Below are 15465 nucleotides of genomic sequence, written 5' to 3'. Positions count from 1 at the left end.
GCCCCGCGCCACCGCGCGGGGCGGGGCGCGTTCAGGGGGCGAAGGCGATCGTGACCACCAGGTCGGCCAGGCGCAGGGTGCGCCAGACCGCGCGGGTGTGCGGGGGTACGGCCAGCCCGTGCCGCCGCCACCAGGCGGCCACCGGCACCTCGGCCAGCTTGCACAGGCTCTCCGCCCGGGTCCAGCGGGCCCAGAAGTCGGCCGGGCCGAAGCGCGCGGCCAACGCGGGCGGGACCTCGGCGGTGGCCCGTTCGGCGTCGATCGCCACCCGCCAGCCGGGGGCGGCCGGCCCGTACCAGCCGACGCAGCGCCCGTCGTCGAGGTGGCTGCGGGTCACCGCGTACCGCAGCTCGTCGGGGGTGCCGACGCGCAGGTGCCGTTCGGCGGCACCGAGCAGCGCGGGCACCGGCCGCAGTCCGGTGTCCCCGGCCGGCCGGGGCGGGTGGGCCGGCGGCGGCCCGGCCACCCGCAGGCCCCCCGACCCGGCCCCGAGGTCAGATCGAGGCGGCACCGTCGACCACGATCACCTGGCCGTTGATGTTGGTGTGCGCGCACAACAACATCCGCACCACCGGGACCACCTCGGCCGGTTCGGTCAGGTGGCCGGTGGGGGTGCGACGGACGATCTGGTCGAGCTGGGTACTGCCCAGCACGGCGGACATCTCCGAGGCGAAGAAGCCCGGTGCGACGGCGTTGACCAGCATCCGCCCGCCCAGCTCGCGGGCCAGCGAGCGGGTGGCCGCGTCCATGCCGCCCTTGGTGGCCGAGTACGCGACCAGGCCGGGGAAGCCGCGCTGGGCGCAGATCGAGGTGACGTTGACGATGCGTCCGCGCCGCCCCTGGCCGAGCATCCGCCGGGCCACCAGGCGGGTGAGCTGCAACGGCGCGGTCAGGTTGGTCTCGACGATCCGGGCGATGTCGGCGGTGGCGGTGTGCGTGTGCATCGAGTCCTGCCCGACGGCGGCGTTGTTGACCAGGCCGTCGACCGGGCCGAACCGTGCCTCGACCTCGCGGAGGAACCGCTGGGCCGCCGCGAGGTCGGTGACGTCCACCGCCCCGACGTGCACCCGGTCGGGGTACGCGTCGGCCAGCTTCTCCAGCTCGGGGGTGACGGTACGGGCGAACGCGGCCACGGTGAGGCCGGCGTCGAGCAGGTCGGTGACGATGGCCAGGCCCAGCCCCCGGGACCCGCCGGAGACGAGGACCACGGTGCTGGCGGGAACGGGCGGCGAGTCAGACATCGCTCTTCAGGGTCTCCTTGACGGGGATCTCGGTCAGCAGGCGGATGCGGCGGGGCACCGCGTACTCGGGGAGCCGGTCGGCGCACCAGCGCACCAGCGCGCCCTCGTCCGGCTGCCCGGCGTCGCCCGGCGCGGTGGTGGGGACGACCTCGGCGACCACCATCCGGCCGAGCACCGGCGCGCGGCGGCCGGTGACCCGGGCCCAGGCGACCCCGGGGTGGGCGGTGAGCACGGCGCGGACCAGCCCGGCGGAGACCTTGCTGCCGCCGACGTTGATCTCGTCGGAGTCCAGCCGGCCGGTGATCACCACCCGGTCGTCGACCACCTGGGCCCGGTCACCGGTGCGGACCGGCCCGTCGAGGCCGACCCCGTGGTGCGGGGAGGTGATCACCAGTTCGTCGTCGCGCAGGGAGAGGGTGGGACGACCCGGGGTGACCCGGTCGAGCCAGCCGACCGGGAACCCGGCCCGCCCGTCGTGCACCACGATCGACGCGCCGACCTCGGAGGAGGCGTAGATCCAGGAGATCCGGGCGGTCGGGAAGAGCTCCCGCAGGCGGTCCAGGACGGCCTGGTCGACCGGTTCGCCGCCGAGGGTGAGCTGGCGCAGCGGCACCCGGGCCAGCGCCTGCGGGTCGCGGTGCAGAGTACGCCGCCAGAAGGTGGGGGTGCCGGAGACGGCGTCGACGCCGTGCGCGGCGGCGACCGCCGGCCAGTCGTCCAACTCGTCGGGGTCGACCACCACCAGGTGCTGGCCGGGCTGGGTCAGCGACAGGGTGACCACCTGCCACCAGGCGTAGCTGCCGGGGGCGTACGGGCAGAGCCAGGTCCGTTCCGGCTGCGCCGACCGCACGGTGGTCAACGAGTCGAGGCTGTGCCCGACCCGCTTGGGCCGCCCGGTCGACCCGGAGGTGAGCAGCCAGAGCCGACCCGCCTCGGGTGCCCGCGAGACGGCCGGCGGCACGGTCCGCGGCACCCCGGCGGTGAGCACGGTGACGGCGAACCCGGCGGCGCGCAGCTCGTCGCGCATCGTCGCGTCGACCCGGGTGGGGGCGGCGAGCAGCAGTTCGGTGCCGTCGACGGCGTGCCGCCGGGCGACGGCGAGCGCGTCGGCGGCCCCGGCGGCGAGGACCACCCCGGGCGACGGCAGCGCCGGGGTGGGCAGGTCCCGCCACCTCCGGGCCACCCCTGCGACGACGACCCGGTTGTCCAGCCCGGCTGGCGAGGTCGCGACGGTCACTGCCGCTGGAGTTCGGCGAGGAAGTCGAGGACGTCGCCGACGGTGGCGATCCGGCGCAGGCCGGGGGCGTCGAAGTTCAGCTCCTCGCCGGTGGCGTCCTCGACCCGCAGGGCCAGTTCCGAGAAGTCCAGCGACCGGAAGCCGATCTCCCGCAGGTCGGTGGAGTCGTCGTCGGGCAGCACCCGGCCCTGGTTGCGCACCACCTGCGCCATGAGGTCGCGAATCTGCGCGCGACTCAATTCGTTCATGCGCCGGAGTGTACAGCCCGACAATTGTCCGACCCCTTTACCCGGGTAGGGTCCGCAGGGGTCCACCAGATGAATACAAAGGGGTACGGGTGCTGCGCGAGGCCACGACGGAAGACGTTAACCTGATGTTGTCCTGGCGTAATCAGGAAACCAACCGGCAGGTCAGCAAGACCAGTCACGAGATCACCGCCGCCGAGCACGCGGCGTGGTGGTCGCGGGTGCTCACCGACCCGACCCGGCGGGTGCTGATCTACCTGCACGACGACCGGCCGGCCGGTGTGGTGACCTTCTTCGACCTGCGCCCGGACGGGCCGCAACGCACCGCTTCCTGGGGTTTCTACCTGGACGCCGACGGGTTGGCCGAGCGGGGGGCGACGCTGCCCGCCTGGCTGGGCGTGATGCGGGCGGCGGTGGACCACGCCTTCGACGTGCTCGCGCTGGACCGGCTCGACGGCGAGGTACTGGCCGACAACACGGTCGTACGGCAGATGAACCGACGGTTCCGGTTCGTCGAGGGAACCGGTCGACGCGAGACGCACGACGGCCGGGAAATCACCGTCGTCCCTATTTCCCTGAGCCGGGAGAACCGTCGCCGTCGCTGATTTCGGCGATTGTCCGGTGACCATTAACCGGCCCGCCATCCTGCGTTAACCGAATTGCGTCGCCGAGCCCGGCGGGCCGGTTCCGGGCGGCGCGGCCCTCGGCTCAGGCACGCCGCCAGGCGGCCCAGTGCTGCTGCGGGTTGCCGCCGAGGCGGACGAAGCCGTACCGGGTGCCGTCCCAGTCGTCCGGCCCGCCGGGTGCCCACCTGACGAACACCACGTCGGCGTCGGCCGGCGGGGCGTCCCCGAACCACCGCACGTCGGCCCAGGTGACCTGGTGGCTGAGGTTGAACCGGAGCACCCACTGCACCCCGAGCGACGCCCAGACCCGGTCGCCGGGGCGTACCCCGAGGTCGGAAGCCCGGGGGGTGGGTGCGGTCGCCGCGACCACCGGCCGGACCAACCGGTCGGTGATCACCTGCATGGTGCCGAGGTTCACCGCCACCAGCGCGGCGAGCACCGGCAGCCGCCACCGGGGCAGCCGCAGGGCGGCGACCAGCAGCAGGCAGCCGGCGATCCCGACGGCCGCCCCGGTGAACGGCCGGAACTCCCGCCAGCCACCGGTGAGCGCCATCAGGTCCGGTGCGCCGAAGCCGCCGTAGCGCAGCTCGTGCCCCCGGCTGGCGACCCAGGCCAGCCGGGCGGCGATCAGGGTCGCGCCGGCCAGCAGCAGGCCCACCGCGACCGCCGCCCGCCGCCACCGCTGCCGGGGCGTCGCCGTCACCAGCATCCCCACCCCGAGCAGCAGCCAGAACGGGGCGAGCATCTGCACGTACCGGCCGTAGATGGCGTCCAGCGGTTTGCCGGTGACGCCGGCCAGGATCACCGACGCGCCGGCCGCCACCCCCACGCTGGTCACCAGCGCCACCCCGACCGTCCACCGGGTCGCCCCGTCCCCGTCGGCCGGGCCGGCGGCGGGCGGCGGGGACACGGCGGGGGCGTGCCCCGTCGTCGCGGCGGGGGCGGGACGGCCAAGCAGGAGGCGGACGGCACCGGCCCAGGCGACACCGGCCGCCCCGAAGGTGATGACCACCAGGTACCAGAGCTGGGTGCCGACCGCCGCGCCGACCCGCAGCAGCCCCGGCCCGGAGGCGACCGCCCGGACGGTGCCGCTGCCGGGCGGGTCACCCAGCAGGTAGACCCGGTCGCCGAGCAGCCGGATGACCGCCTCGTTGAGCAGTGCCAGCGCCAGCACCGGCAGCACCGCGGCCAGCACCTGCGCCGGACCGGTCCGTCGCCGCAGGAACAGCAGCAGCACCAGGCCGGCGTGCACGCCCACGATCACCAGGCCCCGGGAGTGCAGCAGGTGGAACGTCCCGACCAGGGTGCCGGCCCCGGCGGCGACCAGCGGGCCGGGCCGGCGCACCCAGTGGTGCACGGCCAGCAGCCAGGCCAGCACCAGCGGCGCGAGCACCGCGTCGATCATCGCCACCCCGGCGTAGAACACCGTCGCCGGCAGGGTGGCCGCGACGGTCGCGGCGGCCAGGGCGACCGCCGGGCGTACCGGCACCAGCCGGCGCAGCAGCAGGTACGCAAGCGGCAGCACCGTCGCGTTCACCGCCGCGTTGATCAACTGCACCAGTCGGTAACTGTCGGTGAAGTCCCGCTCCCCGAGGAACGCCGGGGAGATCAGCAGCGGGTAGCCGACCCGACGCAACGGCCCGTTCTCGCTGCTGAAGCCGCCCGGCCCGCCGGCCAGCGCGCGGGCGGTGTGCAGGTAGCTGTCCTCGTCGGTGTGGGCGATGGGCAGCGGCACGTGCCGGGACAGCCACATCCGCCAGCCGACGCCCAGCAGCCAGCCCACCACCAGCAGCGCCGGCACCAGTCGCCGGCGTCGGCGAGCCGGCTGCCCGGCCGGGTCGGCGACCCGGTGTCCCACCTCGGTGACGGCCACCATGCGTCGTCTCCTGCCTCGTCGGGGTACCCCCGTCGGCCGGCCCGGGACGCACGACGGTCCCGGCCCGCAGGCCGGGCCGGTGGGGCGGTGCCCGGCCGTGGGTGTCGGATGCGCCTCCGGGGGGGGTGCCCACCGGGCCGCGCCGGGCCACTGTAGTCAGCGGCGTACCCGCTGGTCAGCCGGCAGCGGCCGGGTCGGCAAGTGTTCGCCCGCCGGGGGGCCGGCATTCACACGACCAGCGTGGGCGGTTAACCCGGGGGCGTCGGTGCGTTAACCCGACCTGGTTAGCGTCCGTCCGGTCGCCTGGCCCGGAGCCTGCGGCGCAACCACGAGCTGGGGAGCACCACATTGAGTGAGTTGAACGGGTCGTCCATTCTGGTCACCGGCGGGACGGGGTCCTTCGGGAAGACGTTCCTCCGGCACGTCCTCGACGTGGCCGACCCGGCCCGGGTGGTGGTGTTCTCCCGCGACGAACTCAAGCAGTACGAGCTGCGCCAGCAACTCGGCGACGACCCCCGGCTGCGCTGGTTCATCGGGGACATCCGGGACCGGCACCGGCTCACCCGGGCCATGCACGGGGTGGACCACGTGGTGCACGCCGCCGCCCTCAAGCAGGTGGACACCGCCGAGTACAACCCGTCGGAGTTCATCGCCACCAACATCACCGGCTCGCAGCACGTGGTCGACGCGGCCATCGAGGCCGGCGTCCGGAAGGTCATCGCGCTCTCCACCGACAAGGCGTCCAGCCCGATCAACCTGTACGGCGCGACCAAGCTCGTCGGCGACAAGCTCTTCGTCTCGGCCAACCACTACGCCGCCCAGCACCCCACCCGGTTCGCCGTGGTCCGCTACGGCAACGTGGTCGGCAGCCGGGGCTCGGTGGTGCCGCTGTTCCGCCGGCTCGCCGCCGAGGGCAAGAGCCTGCCGATCACCGACAAGCGGATGACCAGGTTCTGGATCACCCTGGACCAGGCCGTGCAGTTCGTGCTGGACAGCTTCGACCAGATGCAGGGCGGTGAGTTGTTCGTACCGCGCATCCCCAGCATGCGCATCCTCGACCTGGTCGAGGCGGTCGCCCCGGACGCCACCACCCACGAGATCGGCATCCGGCCCGGCGAGAAGCTGCACGAGGAGATGATCGCCCCGGACGACAGCCGCCGGACGCTGCGCGCGAAGGACCGGTTCATCGTCCAGCCGACGATCGCCACCTGGGGTTACCGGCCGCCTGTCGACTGCGAGCCGGTGCCGGACGGCTTCGCCTACCAGTCCGACGGCAACGACGAGTGGTTGAGCGTCCCGCAGCTGCGCGACATGCTCGGCATCACGGCGTGACGGCGATGCTCCCGTACGGCCGGCAGTCGGTGACCGACGACGACGTCGCCGCCGTGGTCGCCACCCTGCGCAGCGACTGGCTCACCACCGGCCCGCAGGTCGACGCGTTCGAGGCCGACCTCGCGGGCTGGACCGGCGGGGCCGGCTGCGCGGCGGTCGCCAACGGCACCGCCGCCCTGCACGTCGCCTACGCGGCGGCCGGGGTGGGCCCCGGCGACGAGGTGGTGGTGCCGCCGATGACGTTCGTGGCGACCGCCAGCAGCGCGGTCGCCCTCGGCGCGCGGATCGTCTTCGCCGACGTCGAGGAGGGGACGTTCACCCTGGACCCGGCGGCGGCCGCCGCCGCGACCACGGCCCGGACGAAGGTCGTCGCGGCCGTCGACTACGCCGGCCACCCGGCCGACTACGACGCCCTGCGCACCGCCCTGACCGGCTCCGACGCGCTGCTGCTGGCCGACGCGGCGCACTCCATCGGGGCCACCTACCGGGGCCGGCCGGTCGGGTCGCTGGCCGACCTGACCACCTTCTCGTTCTTCCCGACCAAGAACCTCACCACCGCCGAGGGCGGCGCGGTCGCCACCACCGACCCGCAGCTGCTGACGCGGGCCCGCCGGTTCCGCAACATCGGGCTGGTCCGGGAGCGCGCCGAGCTGCGCGCGCCGGACGAGGGCGGCTGGCACCAGGAGGTGCACGAATTCGGGTTGAACTACCGGCTGCCGGACGTGCTCTGCGCGCTGGGCCGCAGCCAGCTGCGCCGGCTCGGCGACTTCCTCGCCGCCCGCGCCCGGCTGGTGGCCCGCTACGACGAGGCGCTGGCCGACCTGGACGGGGTGCTCACCCCGACCCGCCGGTCCTGGGCCGCCCCCGCCTGGCACCTCTACCCGGTCCGGATCCTCGACGGCCGCCGCCGCGAGGTGTACGACCGGATGCGCGCCGCCGGCATCGGCGTCCAGGTCAACTACCTGCCGGTGCACTGGCACCCGGCCTTCGCCGACCTGGGCTTCCGGCGCGGGTCCTGCCCGGTGGCCGAGTCGTTCTACGCCCAGCAGCTCTCGCTGCCGCTCTACCCGGGTCTCACCGACACCGACCAGGACCGGGTGATCGACGCGCTCGGCGCGGCGCTGCGCGGCGTCACCGCGCCCACCGCCGCCTGACCGGGGGAACCGATGCACCACGCGAACCACTTCTACGGCCACGCCCACGTGCTGGCCCGCTACTGCGGGCTGGGCGACGGCCACCCGCCCCGGATCAACGGGTACGTCCAGCACGGCTGGAACATCGGCGACGGTCTCGCCCCCGGCCACCCGTACGCCGAGCGCACCCCGAGCCTGCTCTGGTCGGAGCAGACCCGGCGACGGGCCTGGTCGGTGGGGCGGCGCAACGTGGTGGTCGTCGGCGCGCCCTTCGCGTACCTGCTCGACCTGCGCCGCGACGACCCGCCGCCGGCCGCCCGGGAGGGCACCATCTGGTACCCGTTCCACGGCTGGGAGGGTCAGCACGTCAAGGGCGACCACCGGGAGCTGATCGCCCGGATCAGGGACACCGAACCCGGCCCGGTCACCGTCTGCCTCTACTGGCACGAGTACGGCATGCGCCGGGTCCGCCGGCTCTACGAGAACGCCGGCTTCCGGGTGATCTGCCACGGCTACCGGGGCCACTGGTGGCGCGACACCGACCCGCTGTTCCTCGACAAGCAGCTCACCGAGCTGCGCCGGCACGCCCGGGTGGCGTCCAACCGGCTGACCAGCGCCATCTTCTACGGCATCGCCGCCGGATGCGAACCGGCCGTCTACGGCGACCCGATGATCCTGGCCAAGGAGGACCCCACCTTCGGCGGCACCGCCCGCATCCGGCGGCAGTGGCCGCAGCTGCACGGCGAGTCGGTGGACCTGCCGACCGCTGTCGGGATCGCCCGTGCCGAACTGGGCACCGACCACCGTTGCACCCCGGCCGAGCTGCGTGAACTGCTCGGCTGGGCGCATCCCGCAGGAGGAACGAGTTGACCACTGGAACCACCGCCCCCGTCGTCCTGCCCGGCGGGGAGATGCTGGCCTGGTCCGACCTGCCGGAGCAGCGGCTGGCCGACGGTGGGCCGCTGGGCGCGCTGGCCGCCCGGGTCGTCCCGGCCGGGGCGCGGGTGCTGCTGGCCGGGCCGCACGACCCGGCGCTGCTCGACCGCCTCGCCCACGCCGAGGTGACCTGCCTGCTGCGCAGCCACCCGGACGCGGTGGCCCTGGCCGGCCGGGCCGCCCGGGTGGTCGTCGGCGGCCCGGCCGGACTCGACCCGGCCGACACGTTCGACGTGGTGGTGGCCGGGGCCGGACTGGACGCCGTCGAGTCGGTCGAGGGGGCCCGGCTGGGCTGGACGGGGGTGCTGGCCCGGCTGGCCGCCGCCCTGCGCCCCGGCGGCACGCTGCTGCTGCGCCTGGACAACCCGCTGGGGGTGACCCGGCTGGTCTCCCCCACCCCCTGGTACGCCGACCGGGGCGACGCGGCGTGGAGCATCGGCGGGGTGCTCGACGCCGGCCGCCCGGCCAACCGGGAGCAGCTAAGCGCCCGGCTCGCCGAGGTGGGACTGACCGCCGACGCCGGCTACGCCGCGTACCCCGGTCTGGGTGCCCCGACGGCCCTGGTCGCCACCGACGCGCTGGAGCAGCGGCCCACCTCGGGGCTGCTCGACGCGGTGCTGCACGGTGCCTGCGCCGGTGGGTCCGCCGCCGGCCCGGTGCTCCAGGACCCGGCCCGGCTGGCGGTCGACGCGCTGCATGCCGGGCTCGGTGCGGCACTGGCCCCCGGCTGGCTGACGCTGGCCCGCCGCCCCGGCCCCGCTGCGCCCGTCGACCCGGCGCTTCCGGTGGTGCTGGTGCAGACCGGCCCGCCCGGGGTGGGGGTGGTCGAGGTGGCCGACCGACCGGACGGCTGGCACTGGGCGGTCACCGGCGGCGGGGCCGACCGGACCCGACCGGCGCCATTCGCCAGCCGGGAGGCCGCCCACCGGGACCCGACCGCGCTCACCGGCCCGGTGCCGCCGGGACGGCTGCTGCGCACCGTGCTGCTCGACGGCTGCCTGCGCCGTGACCTGGACACCCTGCGCCGGCTGCTGGGCGGCTACGCGGGGTGGCTCGCCGGACGGGCCGGCCCGGACGGGCGGCTCACCGGGGCGGTCGCGCTCGCCGACCCGGACACCGTGGTCGTCGACGGCGACACCTTCGCGGTGCTCGACCCGAGCTGGCAGGCCAGCGAGCCGCTGACCCTCGAGGTGGCGCTGGCCCGGGGGCTGTGGCGGTTCGCGGTCACCCTGCTCACCGGCGGCTACGCCCACCCCTGGCCGTCCACCCTGGACGTCGCCGGGTTGACCGTGGTCCTCGGCGGCGTCGCCGGGCACGACCTGGACCGGGCCACCGTCGACGCGGCCGTGCAGACCGAGGCGGCGGTCGCCGCCGCCCTACGCGGCCTGGACGCCGACGGGCGGGGGATGCTCGCCGCCGAACTGCGGGCGGTCACCCCCACCGACCCGCCCGCCGGGCCGCGCAGCTACCAGCAGATGCGGGAAGCCTGGGTACGCCAGCGGGAGGAGCTGACCCGGCTGGCAGCCCTGCTGAAGTGGACCGAGGAGCTGCTCACCTCGCGGGAACGGGCGTTGCGTCGCGCCGACGCCACGATCAACCTGCTCAGCGGCTCGCTCAGCTACCGGGTGGGCCGGCTCGCCATCACCCCGGCCCGACTGGCGAAGCGGGGTGCGCGGGCGGCCAAGCGGCGGGCCCGCGAGGCGCTCGGCCCGAAGCCGCCGCAGGAGCAGCAGTGACCGCCCCGGCCACCCCGCCGCCGGAACGGCCCGGCGGCGGGATGGCGACGGGCCGGCCCGGTCACGCCGACCCCGTCGGAGCCGACGCGGTTGCACCGGCCGGCTCCGACCTGCGGATCGTCGGCATCGTGCAGGCCCGGATGGGTTCGTCGCGGCTACCCGGCAAGGTGCTGCGCCCGCTGGCCGGACGCAGCGTGCTCGGCCGGGTGGTCCGGGCCGCCCGGGACAGCGGGGTCCTCGCCGACCTGGTGGTCGCCACCAGCGTCGACGCCGTCGACGACGCGGTGGTCGCCGAGTGCGCACGGCTCGACGTGCCCGTGCACCGGGGGCCGGTGGACGACGTGCTGAGCCGGTTCGTCGGCGCGCTCGACGCCCACCCCGGCGACGCCGTCATGCGGTTCACCGCCGACTGCCCGCTGCTCGACCCGGAGATCGTCACCCTGGTGGCGTCGGTCTACCGGGCCGTCCCCGGGCTCGACTACGCCAGCACCTCGATCGCCCGTACCCTGCCCCGGGGGCTGGACGTGGAGATCATCCGGGCGGACGCGCTACGCACCCTGGACCGGCTCGCCGTCGACCACCACCGGGTGCACGTCACCTCCTTCGCGTACGCCCATCCGGAGCTGTTCCGGGTGCTCGGGGTGACCCTCACCCCGGACCGGTCGACGCTGCGGCTCACCCTCGACACCGACCAGGACTGGGCGCTGGTCAGCGCGGTCGTCGACCACTTCGGCGACGTCAGCGTGCCGCTGGCGAAACTCGCCGACTGGCTGGACGGGCGGCCCGACCTGCGTACCCTCAACTCCTCGGTACGCCAGAAACGGCTGGAGGAGTCCTGAACCCACCACGGATCGGGCTGCGCTGCGACGCCGGCCCGCACACCGGCGTCGGGCACCTGGTGCGGTGCCTGGCCCTCGGCGAGGAGTTCCTGGCCCGGGGCGCCCGGGTCGAACTGTTCGGCACGGTGGACCGGGTCGGCTGGGCCGCCGCCCACCTGGCCGCCTGCGGCATCCCGGTCCACCCCGGCCCCGACACCCCCGCCGGGCTGGTCGAGGCGGCCCGTACGCACGCCCTCGACGCGTTCGTGCTCGACTCGTACGAGCTGGACCCGGCGGGCGCGGGAGCGCTGCGGGCGGCCGGCGTGCTCACCCTCTGCCTCGTCGACGGCGACACCCGGGGTCAGGACGCCGACCTCTACCTGGACCAGAACTACGGCGCGGACACCCCCGGGGGGCAGCCCACCGCCGACGTACCCGACGACGGGCGGCTGCTGGCCGGCGTCCGGTACGCGCTGCTGCGCGACGCGGTGACCGCCGCCCGGCCGGCCGCCCCGCCGCCGGCCACCCCGGCACCCCGCCCCCGGGTGCTCGCCTTCTTCGGCGGCACCGACGCGGTCGGCGCGGCCCCGGTGCTGACCCGGGTGCTGCTCGGCACCGGCCACCCGATGGCGGTGACCGTGGTCGTCGCCCGCCCCGGGATCGAGGCCGAACTGTCGCGGGTCGGCACCGGGCGGGGGCAGTCGCTGCACCTCGTCGCGCCGACCGACGCCCTGCCCACGCTGATCGGCGCGGCCGACCTGGTGGTCAGCGCCGCCGGCACCTCCACCTGGGAACTGTGCTGTCTCGGTGTACCCGCCGCCCTGGTCTGCGTGGTCGACAACCAGCGCGACGCGTACCGGCGGGTGGTGGCGCACGGGCTCGCCGCCGGCCTCGGCGAGCTGCCGGAACTGGCCGCACCGGGGTTGGCCGGGCGGGCCGCACGGGCGGACGCGGCCCGCACCCTACGCACCCTGCTGGCCTCCCCCCGACGGCGGGCTGCCCTCGCCGCCCGCGCCTGGACCACCGTCGACGGGCGCGGCCGGCAACGGGTCGCCGACGCGGTCCTCACCCGGATCGCCGATCGTACGGGTGTACTAAAGCACTGATAGGGTGCCGGGTATGCCGCAGGCCGCCTACCAACCGTCGATGATCGACCTCACCGACACCGGCCCGACGCTGACCCCGCTGTCCGGGCTGCGCCGCCGGACGCTCACCCGGGGCGCCTGGGTCGACCACCTGCCCGGCTGGGTGCACGGCTCCGACGCGGTCCTCGACACCCTGCGCACCGGCGTCCCCTGGCGGGCCGAACGCCGCACCATGTACGACACGCAGGTCGACGTCCCCCGCCTGCTCTGCTGGTACGGCCCCGACCGCCCGCTGCCGCACCCGCTGCTCACCGCCGCCCGCACGGCACTGAGCCGGCACTACGCCGCCGAGCTGGGCGAGCCGTTCGTCACCGCCGGCATGTGCCTCTACCGCGACGGGCGGGACAGCGTCGCCTGGCACGGCGACACCCTCGGCCGTTCCGCGCACAGCGACACGATGGTGGCGATCGTGTCCTTCGGCGCGCCCCGCCCGCTGCTGCTGCGCCCCCGGGGCGGCGGCGACACCCTGCGCTTCCCGCTCGGCCACGGCGACCTGGTGGTGATGGGCGGGTCCTGCCAGCGAACCTGGGAACATGCCGTGCCCAAGACCACCCGCCCGGTCGGCCCCCGGGTCAGCGTCCAGTTCCGCCCCGTCGACGTCGCCTGACGCCGACGGGGCGGCCGGCCGCCAGCCCTCGGCCGGGCCGGGCTCAGTCGCGTTCGATGAGGTGCCCGACGACGGTCGGGCCGAGCATGACGGCGAAACCGGACCCGTCCCGGCGCGGATCGGCCGGCGGCAGCTCCACCGGGTCACCGGTCGCCGTCGCGCCCACCGGCCGCGCCCCGATCCAGGCCACCACCAGATCCGTCTCACCCTTGAGGAACCGCTGCGCGCGCACCCCGCCGGTCGCCCTGCCCTTCGCCGGGTACGACGCGAACGGCGTCACCTTGACCGTCGCCCCCGTCGAGGTGACCACCATCGGCTCCCCGTGCGCGGCGTCGTCGGTGCGGACCGCGCCGAAGAACACCACCCGGGCGCCCGCCGGCAGGCTGACCCCGGCCATCCCCCCACCCTTGAGCCCCTGCGGGCGGACCACGGACGCCGCGAACCGCAGCAGGGACGCCTCACTGGTCACGAACGCCAACGTCTCGCTGCCGTCGTCGAGCCAGGTGGCCCCCACCACCTCGTCGCCCGACCGCAGCGAGATCACCTCGAACTCGTCCGACCGCACCGGCCACTCCGGCGTGCACACCTTCACCACGCCCTGCCGGGTGCCCACCGCCAGGCCCGGGGAGCCCTGCGCGGTCGGACCGAGCGGGGCCAGCCCGATCACCGTCTCCCCCGCCGCCAGCGGGACCAGCTCGGCGGCGGCCATCCCGCCCCGCAACGACACCGTGCCGGCCTGCTCGGGCAGCACCGGCAGCGGCAACACGTCGACCTTGAAGGCCCGGCCGGCGCTGGTGACCAGGAGCACCCGCCCCCGGGCCGTGGTGTGCACGACCGCGCGTACCGTGTCGTGCTTGACCCGGCCGTTGCGTCGACGCCCCTCGGACGCCTCCTCCGACTCGGCCGCCGTCCGGGCGACCAGCCCGGTCGCCGAGAGGATCACCTGACACGGGTCGTCGGCCACCTCCAGCGGCCCGGCCGGCACCGACGCCGCCAGCACCTCCTTGAGGTCCCCGTCGACCAGGGTGGTCCGCCGCGCCCCGGAGAACTGCTTCACCACGGCGGCCAACTCGTCGGAGACGACCTTGCGGAGCACCTTCGGGTCGTCGAGGATCTTCGACAGCGCGGCGATCTCCCCGCGCAGCTTCTCCTGCTCGGCCTCCAGCTCGATCCGGTCGTACTTCGTCAACCGGCGCAGCGGGGTGTCCAGGATGTAGGTGGCCTGGATCTCGGAGAGCTTGAACTTCTGCATCAGGCCGTCCTTGGCGGCCTGGGCGTCCTCGCTGGCCCGGATCAGCTTGACCACCCGGTCGATGTCGAGCAGGGCGATCAGCAGGCCGTCGACCAGGTGCAGCCGCTCCTGGCGCTTGCGCCGCCGGTACGCGCTGCGCCGGGTCACCACCTCGTAGCGGTGGGCCAGGAACACCTCCAGCAGCGCCTTCAACCCGAGGGTGCGCGGCTGCCCGTCGACCAGCACCAGGTTGTTGATGCCGAAGGACTGCTCCAGCGGGGTCAGCCGATAGAGGTCGGCCAGCAGCGCCTGCGGGTTGACCCCGACCTTGCACTCGACGACCAGCCGGGTGCCGCTCTCCCGGTCGGTGAGGTCCTTGACGTCGGCGATGCCGGTGAGCCGCTTGGTCTTGTTCACCTCGTTGGTGATCGCCGCGATGACCTTCTCCGCGCCGACGCCGTACGGCAGCTCGACCACGGTGATCGCCTGCCGGCCCCGGCTGCCCTCCAGCGGGCCGATCTCCACCCGGCCGCGCATCCGCACCACGCCACGCCCGGTCTCGTACGCCCGGCGCACCTCGTCCAGCCCGAGCAGCAGGCCACCGGTGGGCAGGTCGGGGCCGGGGACGAACTCCATCAGCTTGTCCAGGTCGGCGTCCGGGTGGTTGATCAGCCAGCGGGCGGCGGAGACCACCTCGCCCAGGTGGTGCGGGATCATGTTGGTCGCCATCCCGACCGCGATCCCGGACGCGCCGTTGACCAGCAGGTTGGGAAAGGCGGCGGGCAGCACGGTCGGCTGGGTCAGCGAGCCGTCGTAGTTGGGCTCGACGTCGACGGTGTCCTCGCCCAGCTCACCGACCAGCAGCATCGCCTCCCGGGAGAGCCGGGCCTCGGTGTAGCGCGCGGCGGCCGGTCCGTCGTCCGGGGAACCGAAGTTGCCGTGCCCATCGATGAGGGGCGCGTTGAGCGAGAAGTCCTGGGCGAGCCGGACCATCGCGTCGTAGATCGCCGTGTCGCCGTGCGGGTGGTACTTGCCCATGACGTCGCCGACGATCCGGGCCGACTTGACGTGCCCCCGGTCGGGGCGGTGGCCCTGTTCGTGCATGGACCACAGGATGCGGCGGTGCACCGGCTTGAGGCCGTCGCGGGCGTCGGGCAGGGCGCGGGAGTGGATGACCGAGAAGGCGTACTCCAGGTAGGAGTCGGACACCTCGGTGACCAGCGGGTTGTCGAAGACCCGCGCGCCGGCCTGGTCGAAGGCGGACAGGTCCACCTTGGCGCGGTCGTCCTTACGGCGTGCCAT

At 74.9% G+C, this 15465-nt stretch carries 14 protein-coding genes; 8 read left to right on the top strand and 6 right to left on the bottom strand.

Annotated features, from left to right (window positions below; genetic code table 11):
* Positions 1-31: 31 nt before the first annotated feature.
* The 4 genes from ACN268_RS31395 to ACN268_RS31380 are packed head-to-tail and all read right to left on the bottom strand — an operon-like array spanning position 32 to position 2726.
* A complete protein-coding gene (locus ACN268_RS31395; RefSeq protein ID WP_421486627.1) occupies positions 32-511 on the bottom strand; it encodes a hypothetical protein in 480 nt (159 codons plus the stop codon).
* The gene (locus ACN268_RS31390) at positions 495-1241 is read right to left on the bottom strand and encodes an SDR family NAD(P)-dependent oxidoreductase (protein ID WP_421486626.1); all 747 of its coding nucleotides are present in this window, start codon (positions 1239-1241) and stop codon (positions 495-497) included. The genes ACN268_RS31395 and ACN268_RS31390 overlap by 17 nt, the downstream gene beginning before the upstream one ends.
* Complete coding sequence (locus tag ACN268_RS31385) at positions 1234-2478, bottom strand: AMP-binding protein (RefSeq protein ID WP_421486625.1); 1245 nt, start codon at positions 2476-2478, stop codon at positions 1234-1236. Before ACN268_RS31385 ends, ACN268_RS31390 begins: the two co-directional genes overlap by 8 nt.
* Positions 2475-2726 carry an acyl carrier protein gene (locus tag ACN268_RS31380; protein WP_169733084.1) on the bottom strand — a complete coding sequence of 84 codons (252 nt, stop codon included), beginning with the start codon at positions 2724-2726 and terminating at the stop codon, positions 2475-2477. Before ACN268_RS31380 ends, ACN268_RS31385 begins: the two co-directional genes overlap by 4 nt.
* Before the next feature lie 89 nt (positions 2727-2815).
* Between ACN268_RS31380 and ACN268_RS31375 the strand changes: the two genes are divergently transcribed.
* Positions 2816-3328, top strand: coding sequence for a GNAT family N-acetyltransferase (locus ACN268_RS31375; protein WP_421486624.1), 513 nt, complete (start codon positions 2816-2818; stop codon positions 3326-3328).
* Positions 3329-3431: 103 nt separating this feature from the next.
* Here ACN268_RS31375 and ACN268_RS31370 read toward each other — a convergent pair whose 3' ends face one another.
* Positions 3432-5225 (bottom strand): hypothetical protein, encoded by a 1794-nt coding sequence (locus ACN268_RS31370; RefSeq protein ID WP_421486623.1) that lies wholly within the window; start codon positions 5223-5225, stop codon positions 3432-3434.
* A 348-nt stretch (positions 5226-5573) separates the two neighbouring features.
* Here ACN268_RS31370 and pseB point away from each other — a divergent pair, with 348 nt between their 5' ends.
* From pseB to ACN268_RS31335, 7 genes are all read left to right on the top strand, one after another.
* A complete protein-coding gene (gene pseB, locus ACN268_RS31365) occupies positions 5574-6557 on the top strand; it encodes a UDP-N-acetylglucosamine 4,6-dehydratase (inverting) (protein WP_363656547.1) in 984 nt (327 codons plus the stop codon).
* Entirely contained in the window at positions 6554-7711 is a 1158-nt protein-coding gene (locus ACN268_RS31360; protein ID WP_421486622.1) for a DegT/DnrJ/EryC1/StrS family aminotransferase, read from the top strand. The genes pseB and ACN268_RS31360 overlap by 4 nt, the downstream gene beginning before the upstream one ends.
* A 12-nt stretch (positions 7712-7723) precedes the next feature.
* Positions 7724-8560, top strand: a complete 837-nt coding sequence (locus tag ACN268_RS31355; RefSeq protein ID WP_204927995.1) for a hypothetical protein — start codon at positions 7724-7726, stop codon at positions 8558-8560.
* Positions 8557-10362 (top strand): class I SAM-dependent methyltransferase, encoded by a 1806-nt coding sequence (locus tag ACN268_RS31350; RefSeq protein WP_421486621.1) that lies wholly within the window; start codon positions 8557-8559, stop codon positions 10360-10362. Before ACN268_RS31355 ends, ACN268_RS31350 begins: the two co-directional genes overlap by 4 nt.
* A gap of 110 nt (positions 10363-10472) precedes the next feature.
* Positions 10473-11201 (top strand): cytidylyltransferase domain-containing protein, encoded by a 729-nt coding sequence (locus tag ACN268_RS31345; protein ID WP_421487049.1) that lies wholly within the window; start codon positions 10473-10475, stop codon positions 11199-11201.
* Entirely contained in the window at positions 11198-12286 is a 1089-nt protein-coding gene (locus ACN268_RS31340) for a PseG/SpsG family protein (RefSeq protein WP_421487048.1), read from the top strand. The genes ACN268_RS31345 and ACN268_RS31340 overlap by 4 nt, the downstream gene beginning before the upstream one ends.
* Positions 12287-12299: 13 nt before the next feature.
* Positions 12300-12932, top strand: a complete 633-nt coding sequence (locus ACN268_RS31335; RefSeq protein ID WP_421486620.1) for an alpha-ketoglutarate-dependent dioxygenase AlkB — start codon at positions 12300-12302, stop codon at positions 12930-12932.
* Between the two features lie 43 nt (positions 12933-12975).
* Here ACN268_RS31335 and ACN268_RS31330 read toward each other — a convergent pair whose 3' ends face one another.
* Positions 12976-15465: a DNA gyrase/topoisomerase IV subunit A gene (locus tag ACN268_RS31330; protein ID WP_421486619.1), complete on the bottom strand. Its 2490-nt coding sequence runs from the start codon at positions 15463-15465 to the stop codon at positions 12976-12978.

Source organism: Micromonospora sp. WMMD735, from assembly GCF_049178995.1.
Lineage (GTDB): Bacteria > Actinomycetota > Actinomycetes > Mycobacteriales > Micromonosporaceae > Micromonospora > Micromonospora wenchangensis.
Note: the sequence above shows the minus strand (reverse complement) of the source record. Positions and strands in the feature narration are given on the sequence as shown.